Origin of the sequence: Anaerospora sp., from assembly GCF_032013335.1 — a bacterium.
GTDB lineage: Bacteria > Bacillota > Negativicutes > Sporomusales > DSM-15969 > Anaerospora.
Genome location: NZ_DALZUO010000001.1, coordinates 38,715 through 54,855, shown reverse-complemented (window position 1 = coordinate 54,855; position 16,141 = coordinate 38,715). Strand labels below are relative to the sequence as shown.

Sequence of the window (16,141 nt, the reverse complement as noted above, 5' to 3'; positions counted from 1 at the left end):
ATTTGCATAGTGGTCTGCAGGGAGGAAATCAAATGTACAAATTCGGCATTCTTATTATGAGCGATAAAGGGGCAAGAGGAGAAAGAGAAGACAGGAGCGGCCAACAGATAAGGGAGTCTCTTGGATTAACATATAGTATCGAATATTACAATATGATACCCGATGAAAAAGAACAAATTAAGCAAGCAATCAGCCATGTATGCGATGAGTTATCGTTAGCGCTGCTGCTTACATCAGGCGGTACCGGTTTTTCTGAGCGTGATGTAACACCGGAGGCCACAATGGACATGATTGAAAAGCCTGCGCCGGGAATCGCGGAGGCTATGCGGTATTATGGACTGCAGAAGACCCCAAAAGCCATGCTTTCACGAGCGGCAGCTGGAATTAGAGGAAAGACGTTAATTGTTAATTTACCTGGCAGTGTCAAAGGTGTACAAGAGTCACTGGAAGCTATTTTACCAGTGTTAGATCACGCTCTTGGTATCATTAAAGGAACTGCAGTCGAATGCGGACAAGGATAGATTAGCGTATTACCAGTACATGGGCTTTACTATCAAACTAGGCAATAAACCTTAACGGTATTGCCTAGTTAAGTAGTTTACAATATAAAACAAGTTGTTCTAATGGTGAAAAAAGAAAAACTTATAAACTCTGCTTATAAACAAAAAGCAAAAGGAGTTGTCTTGTGTGCAGGTAATGAGAGTAGAAGATGCAGTAGGCTGTGTGCTGTGTCACGATATTACAAAGATTGTTCCTGGAGAATATAAGGGGCGGGCATTCAAGAAAGGGCATATCGTCACAAGGGAAGATATTCCTCATCTTTTAAAATTAGGAAAAGAGCATATCTATATTTGGGAAGTCAGGCCGGGCTTTGTTCATGAAAATGAGGCCGGCTTGCGTATCGGGCAGGCATTAAAGGGGCAGGGAATCGTACTTACGGAACCCAATGAAGGTAAGGTCGGCATGATTGCCGAGTATGATGGATTATGCTCGATAAAAGAAGAGATATTGCTTGCAATCAACTCAATTGAAGAAGTAGTAGTTGCAACCCGTAATAACAGCAGGCCGGTTAAAGAAGGCGATAAAATTGCAGGCGTTCGTGTTGTGCCGTTAGTCATTGATGAACAGAAACTGGACATGGTAGATAACCTCGCTCATGGCAGTGAGGTTGTATCCATAAAAAAATATACTTCCTACAACGTAGGGATTATAACAACAGGCAGTGAGGTTTTTCATGGACGTATTGAAGATAGGTTTGGACCAGTAGTTAGGGAAAAAGTCGAAGCCTATGGCAGCCACGTCATTCAACACATTATTGTTCCCGATGATGCAGAACTGATAGCTAACGCTGTCAAAACACTAATCAATAACGGCGCAGAGCTGATCCTGACTACCGGCGGAATGTCAGTTGATCCTGATGATGTGACTCCCAGTGGCATTAAAAAAGCAGGAGCTGAAATCGTTACTTATGGTGCTCCTGTATTGCCGGGAGCGATGCTGATGGTGGCGTATCTGGGGAGAATACCTATTCTGGGTCTTCCGGGCTGTGTTATGTACCATCGAACCACTATTTTCGATTTGGTTCTTCCACTCGTTTTGACAGAACAAGTGATTACCAGACCGCTTATTGTGAAATTAGGCATGGGAGGTTTATGTCTGGAGTGTGATGTGTGCCTGTATCCGGCTTGTTCATTTGGGACGGGAGCATAAATGCGAATGGGAGGGAAAAAAGATGAAGACGAATATTTTCCTGGAAGAAGCGCAAGCTTTGGTGCTGGATCGGGTCTACCCAGGCCAAGAGTGCTATATTTCGTTAGATGATGCAATGGGGCGTGTGTTAAGCCAGGACATACAGGCTGGTGAAAACTCTCCTCCGTTTGACAAATCACCATTGGATGGCTATGCCTTGCAGGCAAAAGATACAGAGACGGCTGGGCAGCCGGGTGGTGTAAAGCTTCACGTGATCGAAGAGGTTCGCGCGGGATACACGCCAACAAGAAAAGTAACTTCAGGTACTGTAATTAAAGTAATGACAGGTGCTCCTCTGCCCGAAGGCGCTGACGTGGTTGTTAAGTACGAGGTTGTTGACCGGACGGGAGATTACATCAGGATTGGCTACACCTTACAAGCCGGCAGTAATATGATTCAAGCGGGAGAAGATATTGTAAAGGGAGAAACCGTTGCAGTTAAAGGTACTTTGCTCACTCCCCCGCTCATTGGATTATTAGCCAGTATTGGGATAGCAAAGGTTCCGGTTTTTAAGGAAGTCAAGATCGCGATTCTTAGTACCGGCGATGAACTGGTAGATCCAGCTCAGGAATTACAGCCAGGTAAAATTTTTAATAGTAATCTGCATAGTTTACGAGCGTCCTGTCTGAAATTAGGCGCTCAGCCGGTTAGTTTTGGGATAGTACCTGACAACGAGGCAGCTACCGCAGAGCGAATAACCGAAGCTTTACAGAAGACAGATATGGTAATTACCACAGGGGGAGTTTCTGCTGGTGACTATGACGTGGTTTTAGATGCTCTTCATAAAATCGGTGCAAACATTATTTTCTGGAAGGTCGATATGAAGCCGGGGTCACCTATTGTCGCAGCTGAAAAAGATAACAAGCTGATCATTGCTCTGTCAGGAAATCCTGCAGCAGCGTTTATCACCTTCGATTTGATAGCTGTGCCGTCAATCAAGAAAATGATGGGGCTTGGCAGTCAATTGCCATTAAAGGTTTCGGCAACCTTTGTCGGTCACTTTGATAAAGAAAGTCCTCAGCGCAGATTTTTACGTGCGCAAATTTATAGGAAAAGTGATAAAAATTATATTAAGCTTACAGGTAAACAAAGTAATGGTATATTAAAGTCGCTGCTATCCTGCAATGCCTTAATTGATGTTCCTGCTGGAAGCGGCCGCCTAATTTCGGGGCAGAAGGTTTCAGCCGTATTAATTGGGAGCATTGATGAATATTCATAAGGACAAAAATACGGATGTGAGTGGCATCATTTTAGCCGGTGGCCGCAGTACACGGATGGGTAGGGATAAAACACTGTTAATGCTTAATCATGAAACGCTGATGGAGAGAACTGTTAATGAGCTGCGAGGCGTTGTAGATGAAATTATTATTGCCAGCAACCATACAGAGAAATATAACATACCTGGTACGGTAGAAGTTTTAGATACCTATGCTGATGTTGGGCCGTTGGGCGGCATACATGCAGGCCTTATTGCAGCAAAACATAAACATGCCTTTATTATTTCAGGAGATCTGCCTCTTTTCAAAGGACATTTGGCAACGGTTCTGCTCAAGAGCAGGGCTGATTATGATGCTGTTGTGCCAGTGATAAAGGGGAGACTGGAACCATTATGCGCAGTCTATTCCCAGAACTGCATTGAACCGATAGCCAATTGCCTGGAAGCCAATATAAAGAAAGTAGTGCACGTTTATTCGCAGATAAGAGTATTGACAATTGATGAGGAAGAATTGGACATTGCTGGAGAAGCAGAAAAAATATTTTACAATTTAAATACACCGCAAGACCTGCAACGACTGCTTAGTACACACAAAGAAGTGCTTGACTGAGGAGAGGAATGCGATGAATCATCACTGTATCCCAGTAATATCGTTTGTAGCCGGAAAATCAGGATCGGGAAAAACGACGCTGCTGGAAAAGGTTATTAAACGGCTTAAAGAAGATGGGATCAGGGTTGCCAGTATCAAACATGACGCCCATGATTTTGATATGGATAAGCCGGGAAAAGACACATGGCGGCTTGCCCGGGCGGGTTCTGATATTGTTGCGATATCGTCTCCCCGTAAGGTTGCCATTATTGAGAAGGTTGATCACGAGAAAACATTAGATGAAATTTGTGCGATGATTTCCGGTGTTGATCTTATCGTAACAGAAGGGTTTAAACTTGGCAGTAAACTCAAAATAGAAGTTCATCGCTCGGCAGTTCATGGTGAGTTGGTATGTAAGACAAGTGAATTATTGGCGATAGCCAGCGATGTGGCATGGGATGTAGGCGTGCCCTGCTTTCCTATTAATGATATAGAAGGAATAGCAGGGCATATTAAATGGTATATGGATAAGTTTTCAACTGTTGCAGAAAAGATTAATTAACTTATACGTTGTACCAAATCGAAAAATGATGCATTTTCAAGTTCTACTTTTCTTGACTTAAATGCATGGCAAAGCAGACCGGCAGTGAAAGTTGTCGGTCTGCTTTGCTATGCATTTATCTGTTATTCTCTTTTTTCTCTTGACTTGAGTTAGCAGGTCTTTTACGTATTATTGAGTTAAAGCTCCCTCAACACGCCGTCAAACCGCCATCTACTGTCCAGATGGCACCTGTAACAAAGGCTGCTGCCGGTGAAGCCAGGAAGCAGATAACCTGGGCCACTTCTTCCGCAGTCCCAATCCGGCCTAACGGATACAATTGTTCCATTTCTTTCAGGCATTGATTCTGATCAGCAGCTGCTGCTAATTGTTTATCTAAGAGAGGTGTGGCCACATCACCAGGACATACACAATTGACGCGAATGCCGTACGGAGCCGCCTCAAGGGAAAGGGCTTTGGTAAAAGCTACGACTGCTCCTTTTGCTGCACAATAAGCAGTGCATAAAAGATTACCTCTCAGCCCGGCGTCAGAGGCAATATTTACGATTGCGCCGCCTCCTGCTTTACGCATTTCGGGTACAGCAAACTTAGAGATAAAGTATGTTCCTTTCATATTGATATCAAGAACAGACTGAAAGTCTGTTTCTGTTGTCTCGGCTAACAGCTTTTCCAGGTAAATGCCGGCTGAGTTAACCACCACATCAAGCCGTCCAAAGTGTTCTACCGTGTGCCGGACAATTTGCCGGCACTCGTCATGAACTGCCACATCACCTTGAATAAAGAAAAGCTCTTTATCTGCTTTCTGCCATGTCTCTATCAGTTGTTGTCCCTTAGCAGCATCACGACCATTAATTGCAACTTTCGCTCCCGCTTTCAAAAATAACTCGGCCGCTGCCAATCCAATACCGGAAGTTCCTCCAGTTATGAGAATAACTTTTCCGTTCCATTCTGCCACTATAAAACCCCCGGTTTTCGATTTTCATTTTAGGTACTACCCGTCTGTTGGCATGTTTTGCTAGCAATATTATAGCATGCGTTGCACCTTGGACAAAATGCAATAGCTCTTGTTTGACTATATGTTCATATGTATAATAACAATTAACGGCACATGGCTTTCAGGTCAGCCGCTTGCATCCAATCAAACCAGTAACAGGAGCGTGATCTATGCAAAAGCAAGGACAATTCTCGATCACTTTGGTTTGTGTCATTTTAGGAATTATGCTGGCCGTACAGTTTCGTACCACTCAGGATATCCAGTCTTCCGTACAATATCAACGGGCCGAAGACCTAACGCAGCGCTTAATGCAAGTTGAAAAAGAGCGTACCGCTCTCGAAAATCAGGTTCGTGACCTGCGCAAAATCTCCACTAGCGATGCAGCCACAAAAGATCTGGAAAACACTAAAATGGGATCAGGTGTAGTGCCCCTGCAGGGTGCGGGCGTTATTGTTACGGTAGATGATACCAAGCCCGTTGCACCATCTGGCAGTAAAAACCCCACTTTATATCTGATAAAAGATGAAGACATCTTGAAAATTCTCAACGAACTGCGGGCTGCAGGCGCCGAAGCCATTGCCATCAATAGCCAGCGCCTCATTGTCTCGACCGAAATTAGAACCGCAGGGTCGTTCCTATCGGTCAACAATACGAACTTATCCGCTCCCTTTGAAATTAAAGCGATTGGTAACCCGGTAACATTGGAAAATGCACTGAAGATGCGCGGTGGTGTAATAGAAACGCTTCAATTCTGGGGCATACAGGTTGTTGTAAAGCAGTCTGCCTCAGTGGAGCTTCCGGCCTTTAAGGGTACATTCCGCTTCCAATATGCTAAGCCGATTCAGGACGGAGGTAAATAACAATGGCTTTACCTATTCTCGGACTCCTAATTGGTCTTCTCATTGGTACTTTTTTGCCTGTTAGTATGCCAATCGAGTATGCCAAATATTTGTCGGTAGCCTTACTTGCTTCCCTGGACTCGGTGTTTGGCGGATTGCGGGCAGGATCAGAGCAAAAGTTTGATAACCTAGTATTTATGACTGGCTTCTTCACCAATGCGCTTTTGGCCGCCGGCCTCGTCTACATCGGGGAACGGATTGGTATTGATTTGTACTATGTAGCCCTTTTAACATTTGGTCTTAGAATTTTTCAGAATCTAGCCATCATTCGCCACTATTTCCTAAAACGGTAATCTCTACTACCATGACAAATACTACAACCTAATACTCGCTGGCGACAACCGCTTACCCTATGAACTGAAAAGAGCTTCCGCAAAGCAAGCACCATCTTCCAGACTCAAAAAACTACCCGGCCGTTGATTAAATTGCACCCCTTAAGTAGACAGGAAGTATGATTAAAAACGTACAACTTGTTACTAAAGGGGTTTTTATGTGCCTAGAGCTATTTACAAAGAGTTTAAAATTTGATTTCATTAAGCAGCATTCTCAGCAATTTAGTGTATTGCTGATGTGCAGAATACCACACGCTAGACGTGTGAACGGTTTTATTATTTCAACTGTCTAGTGCAAGGGGCGTATACTACTTCACTCTTTTTGAGTCTTGTTGTTTTAACAAGACCTGCTCAAGTAGTATACAGACCATAACACCGTCAACAAGCCCATTCAGTAACAGGTAGCGAAATGCTGCCGGAACATTATCAAAGACCTGTTGAGGTAAGAACATGACACCGATACCGATTAATAGAGAGATGCCCATAATAAATAAATCGCGGTTAGCTAACGGTGTTTTGGCGAATTCTTTGATGCCCAGGCCCAGAATCATGGTATAGACAACAAACATAACAGAATAGCCCACGCTAGGAGGTAAAGCGGCAAAAAAAGCACTCACTGGCGGAAATGCACCTAAAAGTGTTAATATTGCGGCACCTAAGTAGAAGGGTTTTCGTGCGGCAACTCCGGTCATAGCCGTATAACCGACTGCAGATGCATAAGGAATGAAGCCGATAATCGAGCCAATACCGGCTAGAACATCGGCAATTCCGGTGAAGGCAGCACCACGGTTAAAGAGCTTGGTGCTAGGTGGTTCACCGGTCAAATTGCAGAGGCCTAAAATACTGGCAACTAAATTGGAGAATATGATAATAGCAGCTAGTATACAGGTTAGTACCACTCCTGCATCAAAGGTGGGAACACCCCAGGGAAAAAGCCCAGGCAGTGCATTAGTATGATGATGAATAGCGGGAGAAAGACCAAGCAGCGCAGCGATTAACCAGCCAATACCTGCGCCCAGTAAAATCGCAATACTCTGCCAGAACCCTTTTTTTGTTAAGGATATCCAGATAATTAGCGCGGTAGTAGTAAAACTTGACAGTAAGGACCATACGTCAAGCATCTGATTGGCAGCATTGATTCCTAATGCGCCTTTTATCATGGTTGGGCTCAGTTGGAGTGACATAAGACAAAGAAAAACACCGTTGACAAGCGGCGAAAAAAGCCGGATGGTTTTTCCCACTAAACCTGTTATTCCTAAAATGATACAACAGAGACCGGCAATAATCAGACCAAGTTCAATATCCGTTCGCAAAATTGCAAGCGGTTTACCTAATGCTGGTGCCGTAGTGGCAAGGGTAATGAAAATCCCATACCACATTCCTGCCGGCCCTTCAAATATAGGAAAGCCATGACCCCATTTGCACTGCAAAAAAGACGCAATCCCGCATAGAATGAAGGTTCGCTGCACAAGTTCAGCTATGTCGCTCTGCTCCAAACCTAAATAGCTGCCGACAATGACAGGAAGAATAGCAGCATTTGCTAAGAAGAAAGTTAAATGCTGCAGGCTATAAGAAATTAATTCAGAAATGGTTGTCTGGTCATTCAGATTGTATCGCAAATATATCATCTCCTATATGAGAAGAACCCGCACGTGCGGGTTCTCTTAAAAACAGGATAAAATTAGATATAATATTCGGAAGCTTTTAGCTGGTGAATCAGCTTTCTCATAAAGTCGTTTTTTATAGCGCTTATTTTTTCAGGTGAATATTTATAAAAGCCTTCGCCTGATTTTATTCCCAGCTTACCTTGCTGCACTTTTTCCCGAAGCAGCTTATTGGCGCATTCGGAACTATCCATTTCTTTTAGCAAATTATCGCCTACAACACACCAGATATCCAGCCCACCGAAGTCTGCGACTTCTAGCTGTCCTGTTGTGGCATAACGAAAGGCCGGACCGAATTTTAGGGCTTTATCAATGTCGGCAGGAGCAGCGATTCCCATTTCAATAAGAGAAAATACTTCCCGGGCGACGCCTTGTTGAATCCGGTTAGCAACAAGGCCGGGAACATCTTTTAATACTTTAACGGTTTGCTTTTTTATCGCAAGATGCAGCGCCTCTACTTGGGTGTATAGATCTTCTGGCATATTGCCAAAATACGATAGTTCAATAATGGGAATAAGATGGGCCGGGTTATACCAGTGGGTTACTAAAATCCGCTCTTTTCTGCTGGGACTGACAAGTGCCATCATATCATTAAGCTTTAAACTGGATGTATTGCTTGCCAAAATAGTATGTGGCGGACATAGATTATCAAGCTGCTTGAAGAGATTTTGTTTAAGTTCTAAAATTTCGGGTGTGGCTTCTAGGACGTAATCTCTGTCAATGACAGTTTGCTTTAAGTCTGTAAAATAAGCAATTTTATCGAGAGTTGCCTGTATGGCAGGTTGTGGAATAAAATCCTCCGCTGCCAGTAAGGAGAGTTCTGCGCGGATTTCTTCTTTTGCTGCTTGTAGTCGATTGGAATCGGTGTCAAATAGATTGACCTCAAACCCATGCATGGCGAAGGCCTCCGCAATGGAATGCCCCATTGTCCCCGCGCCCAAAACGGCGATTTTTCTGATCATCTTTTTAGCCCCCCGTAATTGTTCTATTTTTTTAGATTAAGGATATCTCTTGCCTCGGCAGGGGATGCAACTTCTTTATTTGCTTCTTTTATGAGGCGGGCCGCTCTGGCAACAAACTCTGCATTAGATTTGGCCAATCTATTTTTAGCATAGTAAACATTATCCTCCATACCAACTCGGATATGACCGCCCAGAGCAATCGCAGCATACATGAGTGGAATGTGTCCTTTGCCGATGCCCAGTGCCGACCAGGTAGCGTCTTTAGGTATTAAGCCTTTAAGATAAACCAGGTTTTCTACGGTAGCTGCCGAACCGCCATCGGCACCCAGAACGAATTGATAGTGAGCTGGAGTACGGAGAATACCCTTTTTTACATAGTAGAAGGAATTATAAATCATTCCTGCATCGAAGATTTCGATTTCCGGTTTTACATTGTTATCAAGCATTGTTTTTCCGAGTTTTTCCAAAAATTGAGGAGTATTTAAAAATAAACTGTTGTGCATCCAATTCATGGAGCCACAATCATAAGAAGCCATTTCCGGCTGTAATTCAATCAGGTGAGCCATGCGGGTTTCATCTGTTGCATTTAGGTCTCCTGAGGTAGTGCAGTTAATGATGATATCGCATTTGCTGCGGATTAGTTGAACCGTTTCCCGGAATTTGTCTTTGCTCATGGTACCTTTTCCCTGATCGTCCCGCATATGCAAATGCGCTATGGCAGCCCCCTCTTTCCAGCACTCATAGACATCAGCTGCAATTTCTTGCGGCGTTAATGGAATGTTAGGATTGTGCTCCTTTTGGGGCCAGGCTCCGGTAGTTGCCACAGTAATGATAACTTTTTCCATATTATTCACCTCTTTACATAGTCGCAAATTAGGATTGCATTTTAGTAATTATGCAAATTACGTGCCAAGTACAAAAAAAGAGCACTTTGAGTAGGAGAAGCAGGAGGTAGTCTATCAAATGCCTAAATAGTACAATGATTAAGATAATTTGGTCATTTTTATGCCAATAATAGCTATTGAACATGCGGAAAGGGTAACTGTATGGATAAAGAATTCTCATCGCTGGCTTTTCTGGATGAGCTGCTCAGTACCAATTGGCAGCTTTCCAATCAGATTAAAGAGGGTATAAAGCAGGTAAAAAAAGAATTGGAAGATGCCAAGGAATTTGATTTTCGGCAGCTAGGCGACCATTTATATGATGGTATTTATTTATCCGACGGCAATGGGACGACCCTGTATGTTAATAAGTCTTATACCCGGATAACCGGTATCAAAGCAGAGGAAGTAATTGGAAGAAATGTTAAAGACCTATTAGCCGAAGGCGTGTACAAGAATGCAGTAACATTAGAGGTTATTAAGCAAAAGAAGCAAGTCAACTCCATGGGAGAGAGCACAAGGAACGGCAAAAAGATGCTTATAACCGGCAATCCTATTTTTGATGAAAATGGAGAGGTCAAACAGGTCGTTATCATAGATCGGGAAATAACGGATTTGCTTGCAATGAAAGCAGAAATCGAAAATTCACAGAAACAGATTATGGCCGTAGAAGAAGATAAAAATAAGAAAAAACGAGAACTCGAACATCTTCGCAAGCAACAGTTGAATCACAATTTTATTGGACAAAGCCTGGATATGCAAAAAATGAAAAAGTTAATTCAGCAAGTGTCTAACCTGGATGTTACGATTTTGATTACTGGTGAAACAGGCACTGGCAAAGAAGTTGTTGCTAATGAAATATATAGCAACAGTCTGCGAAAGAACGGACCTTTTATCAAAGTAAACTGTGCGGCAATTCCTGCCAATTTGCTGGAAGCTGAGCTTTTTGGCTATGAGAAAGGGGCCTTTACAGGCGCTACAAGCTCTGGAAAGATTGGGCTATTTGAGCTGGCAGATAAAGGGACAATATTATTAGACGAAATAGGCGATATGCCTATGGAACTGCAGTCTAAGCTGCTTCGCGTAATTCAGCATAAGGAAGTAACCCGCATTGGCGGCTCGAAACCATTACTTTTAGATGTCAGAATTATTGCCGCTACTAACTGTGACTTAAAAGAACTGGCTGATAAAGGCAAGTTCCGGGAAGATCTGTATTATAGGCTCAATGTAGTTCCCGTTCATCTGCCCCCGCTGCGTCAACGTGCCAGCGATATTGAACTTCTGGCCCGTCATTTTCTGGCCTCTTATAATACGAAATATGCAAAGCAAACTACTATTGAAGAGTCTGCCATTGAACTCTTAAAGCAGTATTCCTGGCCGGGAAATATAAGAGAGCTGCAAAACATTAGTGAAAGGCTTGTTATTATTTCTGAGCCGGGATCAACTATTAGTGAGCAGCAGATCGTCAGTATGATTAATGTTGGGGCTGTGTACGGCAACATCATTAATAAAGAAATGAGTTTAAAGGAAATAGTAGAAAATATTGAGAAAAAGACAATTGAGCAGGCTTTACTACACTATGGAAGTACCCGCAAAGCCGCGAAAATACTGAAGGTGGATCAATCGACTATTGTTAAGAAGGCAAAAAAATTAGGAATACGATTTACTGATGAAAAACAGCATCAAATTTGATGCCGTCTTTCATCAGTTGTTAATATTAGAAAATACAGGCTTTTTTGTGTTTTCAATTAAACGCCTGATGAATTAATTCATCAGGCGTTTTTGATTACTGGGGAAAAACATAAATTTGGATCTTGGCACGGTACTTGCATTATAGAACAAGTAAATAGGAGGGGTACTGTGAACAAGGTAATAAACCTTAATGAGGCTGCAGAACACATAAACGACGCAGCTGTTATCATGATTGGCGGATTTTTAAGTGTCGGTACGCCAGAAGCAATTATTGATACAATTCTTAAAAAGAATTGTAAAAATCTTACAATAATCGCTAATGACAGCGGATTCCCTGACCGTGGCATTGGTAAATTAGTCGTTAATCGCCAGGTGAAAAAACTGGTAGTATCCCATATCGGTACGAATCCCGAAACGGGACGGCAAATGAGAGAGAATGAACTGGAAGTAGAACTTGTGCCACAAGGAACCTTAGTTGAGCGAATTCGTTCTGGTGGCGCCGGTCTAGGCGGAGTGCTCACTCCTACCGGCTTGGGAACAATGGTAGCTGACGGAAAGCAGATCATAACGGTTGACGACGAGGAATTTTTGCTGGAAAAGCCGATTAGAGCAGAGATCGCTCTGATTAAAGCTGCCAGAGCGGATGCTGCCGGAAATCTTATTTTTAGAAAATCTGCCCGGAATTTTAATCCTGTAATCGCAACAGCAGCCAATATCGTTATTGCTGAGGTGCAGGACGTAGTGCCGGTAGGGCAGATAGAACCAGATGAGGTTATGCTGCCAGGTATTCTGGTTGATTATTTAGTAATGGTCAGGGAGGAGCATCATGGAAAGTAGGTGCTTAATTGCCAAGCGAGTGGCTCAGGAGTTCAAAGATGGTGATTTAGTTAACCTTGGTATTGGCATACCCACATTGGCCGCCAATTACATTCCGAAAAATATAAGTGTTACCTTGCATTCTGAAAATGGTTTTGTCGGCCTGGGACCGGTTGGGGCATTGGTGGACAGGGACTTAACAAATGCTGGAGGTCAACCGGCAAGTATTTCTCCGGGAGGTGCAACCTTTGACAGTGCCATGTCTTTTGCCATTATTCGCGGCGGTCATGTGACTGCAACTGTCTTGGGGGCCCTAGAGGTAGATCAGGAAGGCAATTTAGCCAATTGGATGGTTCCGGGAAAACTTGTGCCGGGCATGGGCGGAGCTATGGATCTGGTAGTCGGTGCAAAGCGGGTTATTGTAGCGATGGAACATGCTGGTAAGGACGGTGCACCTAAAATCGTAAAAAAATGTACACTGCCTTTAACGGCCAAACAAGAAGTGGATTTAATTATTACCGAGCTAGGTGTTTTTGAGGTAATCGAGACAGGTCTGATATTAACAGAAATTGCTCCACAAGTTGATTTACAAACAATAAAACAGTGCACTGGTGCTGAATTCGCGGTTTCACCTACTCTCAAAGTGATGCAGGTTTAAAATAGAATAGATAAGTTTCATTGAAAGGAGGTGAGTGAGTGTGAAAAAAGTTGAGTTAAAGGATGTAAAGCCTTATCAGGCACCTAAGCACTTCAACATGACAGCGTTAAGACTGCATGGAAAAGAGGAGACCGGCGCACAAAAATTCTGGATGGGCTTATCTCATTTCTTGCCTGGCGGCGGCGCAGAATATGATGCCTCACCTACAGAGAAGATTTATTTCGTTCTCGAAGGAGAAGTAACTGTTATTAATCAGGAAGAACGAATTACGCTGAAAGCGTGGGATTCCATTCACATTGGAGCGAATGAAGGCAGAGAAATTATTAACGAAAGCAATCGCCCTGCCAGTATGCTTGTTGTTATCAATTATCCTGAAGCCTAAATGCAGGTAATGAAAGGTGATGCAAATGGAATTTAATGCAGCTAAAATTAAAAATATGTTTAATTTGGAAGGCAAAGTTGCACTGATAACCGGGGGTGCCGGAGCGCTGGGTGAAAGTATTGCTGCCGGGCTGGCTGTTTATGGGGCCGATGTGGTTGTTACCGGTAGAACGCTGAGTACTCTTGAAAAAGCGGTTCAGGGTGTAGCGCAGCTTGGGAGAAAAGCGCTGGCAGTTACCTGTGACGTCAGTAAAGAAGATGATGTCATCAAGATGGTCGAAAAGGTGAAAGAAGCATTCGGCAAAATTGATATTCTAGTAACGGTTGCCGGCATTGCTAAGCGGTCACCGGCTGAGGATTTCCCTATTGATGACTGGCAGCAGGTTATGGATATTAATGTAAGAGGGACTTTTCTAAGCTGCAAGCATGTGGGAAAAGTTATGAAAGAGCAAGGCTATGGTAAAATTATCACTATTTCTTCTGTCCGCGGGTTTGCAGGTCATCCCGGAGGCTATGCCGCTTATGGTCCCAGTAAAGCGGCTATTGATGGATTAACTAAACAGTTGGCCGCTGAATGGGCAAAGTATAACATCAATGTAAATGCCATTGCACCAACCATATTTTGGACTCCTTTAACGCAGCAGGTGTTAGAGGATGAAAAACTTAAGCAGATATTTATGTCCCGAATTCCGCTGGGGCGCGCCGCTGTAACTGAGGATATGGTTGGGGCGTCGGTTTATCTGGCTTCAGCAGCAGCAGATTTTATTACCGGACAAATATTATATGTCGATGGCGGCTGCACTGCTGGCTGACCATACAATGCTTGAAATTTTTCTTACATTAGAACGGAGGAAAGATGATGGGGAAAAAAGTTTTAGTAGATTTAACTCATCCGTTTCATGCGGACATACCTGTATGGCCTTATTTTGCAAAACCTAAAATTGATACTATGCATAGCCTTGCGAAAAGTGGAGTACTAACTCAGAAGATTGACGTTGTTATGCACTGTGGTACTCATGCAGATGCACCACGTCATGTTATGGAATATGAGTTTGACGGTAAGCGTGCCCGGTATACACATGAGCTTCCGCTCGATGCTTACTATGGAGAAGCGGTTTGTTTAGATATACAAGTAGATAAATGGGGGCTTATCACGGCAAAACATCTTGACGATGCTTTGGCACGCGCAGGAGTAACGCATGAAGAAGTCAATGGGTTGGTACTTGTATTAAGAACTGGCATGCACCTGAAATTTGATGATACTAAGGAATACTATCATTATTCCTGCGGCTGCGGCAGAGAAGCAGGCCAATGGTTTGAAAAATACAAACCAAAGTGTGTAGCAATGGACATGCAGGCTCTTGACCATCCTCTTCATACCACAATGGGCAAAAACGGCCCGCCTAAAATGAACCTTATTGGTGATTCAGGCAAACCGATTACAGAAGAATTTATTGATAAATTTGGCATTGAAGCTTATGCAGAGTTTGAAAAAGATGTTTTTATTAAAACATTTGGCTTGGAAAAATATATGGAAGCCTACGGCAAGCTTGAGAAACATGGCCTGGAGGGAACATGGGAGCCTTGCCACAAATTCATGATGGGTAACGGAATAGTCGGTGTTGAAAACATTGGCGGCGATTTGGAAAAGGTAGTAGGCAAGCGGTTTAAATTCATGTCATTCCCGATTCGCTGGTGGCTGGGCGATGGTGCCATGGTTCGGTGTGTTGCAGAAATAGATGAAGATGACCTAAATCCAGTACCGGACAGAGTATACAGATATGGTGGATTTTAATCCAGTGACGGAGAGAATCTAGCAGAAAGTGAAAAGCGCATCGATTTGATGCGCTTTTCATCTTGGCGCAGCTGGTATACATGAGAGTTTAACGGAGTAAAGGAGGCTTGTATGGATACTGTAGTAACTTCACTTATTATCTCACTGCCTATTGTCCGGTCAGTTATACCTTTTGATGTAATGGTTGCCGTGGCTGACACGGAAAAGTTCCTTTATTATTTGCCGGGTGAAAAAATGCGTCATCAATCACCTGTTGGCAAATCTATCAGTCAAGGCGATGGCTTATGGGATGCAATTATAGAAAAAAAGACGATATCAAAGATTATTGCAAAGGAGGTGTGGGGATTTCCTTTTAAAAATACCAGTGCCCCCATTTTTAATGAAAAACAGGAAATTGTCGGGGCGGTCGGTCTAGCGTTTAGCCTGGAAACGCAGGAGATACTGCATGATGCTGCGCAGCTGATTGCCGCATCATCCCAGCAGGTAGTAGCATCAAGTCAGGAAATGGCTGCAAATTCAGCCAGTCTTCATGATAAATTAGGTAACCTTAAAAAATCCAGCCAAACAACTATGCATAGCTTGCAAAAAACAGATGAAATTCTTACTTTTATTAGAAATATTGCAGCCAATACAAACCTGCTGGGATTGAATGCCAGCATTGAAGCTGCACGGGCTGGAGAGAGTGGCCGCGGTTTTTCGGTTGTAGCGGAAGAGATCCGGAAACTATCCTATACCAGTTCAGCTTCGGTACAAGAAATTAAGAGCGTGCTTGATCAAATTAAAATAGAAATTGTAAGTATTGAACAAGGAATTGCTCATGCCGATGAAGTTAGTGCCAATCAAAAGTCTTCCAGCTATGAAATCAGCAAAGCAATTGAGGAACTTACCGTATTGGCAGAGAGAATCCGGGACGTAGCCTATCGGGTGTAAGCAGAAGATCATCAGCTGAGGAGA

General features: G+C 43.3%; 18 protein-coding genes. 14 read left to right on the top strand and 4 right to left on the bottom strand.

The window, feature by feature from the left end; genetic code table 11:
- Positions 1-32: 32 nt before the first annotated feature.
- The 5 genes from RTR76_RS00295 (at position 33) to mobB (ending at position 4,116) form a co-directional block, all read left to right on the top strand.
- Positions 33-521, top strand: a complete 489-nt coding sequence (locus RTR76_RS00295; RefSeq protein WP_312515196.1) for a MogA/MoaB family molybdenum cofactor biosynthesis protein — start codon at positions 33-35, stop codon at positions 519-521.
- A gap of 175 nt (positions 522-696) precedes the next feature.
- A complete protein-coding gene (locus tag RTR76_RS00290) occupies positions 697-1,710 on the top strand; it encodes a molybdopterin-binding protein (RefSeq protein WP_312516137.1) in 1,014 nt (337 codons plus the stop codon).
- 22 nt (positions 1,711-1,732) lie between these two features.
- On the top strand, positions 1,733-2,968 hold the full coding sequence (gene glp, locus RTR76_RS00285; RefSeq protein WP_312515193.1) for a gephyrin-like molybdotransferase Glp: 1,236 nt from the start codon (positions 1,733-1,735) through the stop codon (positions 2,966-2,968).
- Positions 2,955-3,575, top strand: a complete 621-nt coding sequence (locus RTR76_RS00280; RefSeq protein WP_312515190.1) for a molybdenum cofactor guanylyltransferase — start codon at positions 2,955-2,957, stop codon at positions 3,573-3,575. Before glp ends, RTR76_RS00280 begins: the two co-directional genes overlap by 14 nt.
- A 13-nt stretch (positions 3,576-3,588) precedes the next feature.
- On the top strand, positions 3,589-4,116 hold the full coding sequence (mobB, locus tag RTR76_RS00275; protein WP_312515187.1) for a molybdopterin-guanine dinucleotide biosynthesis protein B: 528 nt from the start codon (positions 3,589-3,591) through the stop codon (positions 4,114-4,116).
- Positions 4,117-4,303: 187 nt separating this feature from the next.
- Here the strand turns inward: mobB and RTR76_RS00270 are convergent, their stop codons facing one another.
- The gene (locus RTR76_RS00270; RefSeq protein WP_312516134.1) at positions 4,304-5,071 is read right to left on the bottom strand and encodes an SDR family NAD(P)-dependent oxidoreductase; all 768 of its coding nucleotides are present in this window, start codon (positions 5,069-5,071) and stop codon (positions 4,304-4,306) included.
- 206 nt (positions 5,072-5,277) lie between these two features.
- On the opposite strand from RTR76_RS00270, the gene RTR76_RS00265 reads away from it, so the two are divergent.
- Together RTR76_RS00265 and RTR76_RS00260 are read left to right on the top strand one after the other, a co-directional pair.
- Complete coding sequence (locus RTR76_RS00265; protein ID WP_312515184.1) at positions 5,278-5,967, top strand: DUF881 domain-containing protein; 690 nt, start codon at positions 5,278-5,280, stop codon at positions 5,965-5,967.
- Between the two features lie 2 nt (positions 5,968-5,969).
- Positions 5,970-6,299, top strand: a complete 330-nt coding sequence (locus RTR76_RS00260; RefSeq protein ID WP_312515181.1) for a small basic family protein — start codon at positions 5,970-5,972, stop codon at positions 6,297-6,299.
- A 347-nt stretch (positions 6,300-6,646) separates the two neighbouring features.
- Here the strand turns inward: RTR76_RS00260 and RTR76_RS00255 are convergent, their stop codons facing one another.
- The 3 genes from RTR76_RS00255 to RTR76_RS00245 all read right to left on the bottom strand — a co-directional run bounded on the left by RTR76_RS00255 (position 6,647) and on the right by RTR76_RS00245 (position 9,809).
- The gene (locus RTR76_RS00255; RefSeq protein WP_312515179.1) at positions 6,647-7,957 is read right to left on the bottom strand and encodes a purine/pyrimidine permease; all 1,311 of its coding nucleotides are present in this window, start codon (positions 7,955-7,957) and stop codon (positions 6,647-6,649) included.
- A gap of 62 nt (positions 7,958-8,019) precedes the next feature.
- Entirely contained in the window at positions 8,020-8,964 is a 945-nt protein-coding gene (locus RTR76_RS00250; RefSeq protein WP_312515176.1) for a 3-hydroxyacyl-CoA dehydrogenase NAD-binding domain-containing protein, read from the bottom strand.
- Positions 8,965-8,987: 23 nt separating this feature from the next.
- Entirely contained in the window at positions 8,988-9,809 is an 822-nt protein-coding gene (locus RTR76_RS00245) for a 3-keto-5-aminohexanoate cleavage protein (RefSeq protein WP_312515173.1), read from the bottom strand.
- A 201-nt stretch (positions 9,810-10,010) separates the two neighbouring features.
- On the opposite strand from RTR76_RS00245, the gene RTR76_RS00240 reads away from it, so the two are divergent.
- The 7 genes from RTR76_RS00240 to RTR76_RS00210 all read left to right on the top strand — a co-directional run bounded on the left by RTR76_RS00240 (position 10,011) and on the right by RTR76_RS00210 (position 16,117).
- Complete coding sequence (locus tag RTR76_RS00240; protein WP_312515171.1) at positions 10,011-11,537, top strand: sigma 54-interacting transcriptional regulator; 1,527 nt, start codon at positions 10,011-10,013, stop codon at positions 11,535-11,537.
- A 168-nt stretch (positions 11,538-11,705) separates the two neighbouring features.
- Positions 11,706-12,374, top strand: a complete 669-nt coding sequence (locus tag RTR76_RS00235) for a 3-oxoacid CoA-transferase subunit A (RefSeq protein WP_312515168.1) — start codon at positions 11,706-11,708, stop codon at positions 12,372-12,374.
- Positions 12,364-13,011, top strand: a complete 648-nt coding sequence (locus RTR76_RS00230; protein WP_312515165.1) for a 3-oxoacid CoA-transferase subunit B — start codon at positions 12,364-12,366, stop codon at positions 13,009-13,011. The genes RTR76_RS00235 and RTR76_RS00230 overlap by 11 nt, the downstream gene beginning before the upstream one ends.
- A gap of 40 nt (positions 13,012-13,051) precedes the next feature.
- Entirely contained in the window at positions 13,052-13,393 is a 342-nt protein-coding gene (locus RTR76_RS00225; protein ID WP_312515162.1) for a cupin domain-containing protein, read from the top strand.
- Positions 13,394-13,418: 25 nt separating this feature from the next.
- Positions 13,419-14,204 (top strand): glucose 1-dehydrogenase, encoded by a 786-nt coding sequence (locus tag RTR76_RS00220; protein WP_312515160.1) that lies wholly within the window; start codon positions 13,419-13,421, stop codon positions 14,202-14,204.
- 44 nt (positions 14,205-14,248) lie between these two features.
- The gene (locus RTR76_RS00215; RefSeq protein WP_312515157.1) at positions 14,249-15,187 is read left to right on the top strand and encodes a cyclase family protein; all 939 of its coding nucleotides are present in this window, start codon (positions 14,249-14,251) and stop codon (positions 15,185-15,187) included.
- Positions 15,188-15,298: 111 nt separating this feature from the next.
- Positions 15,299-16,117 (top strand): methyl-accepting chemotaxis protein, encoded by an 819-nt coding sequence (locus RTR76_RS00210; RefSeq protein WP_312515154.1) that lies wholly within the window; start codon positions 15,299-15,301, stop codon positions 16,115-16,117.
- The last annotated feature ends 24 nt before the right edge of the window (positions 16,118-16,141 follow it).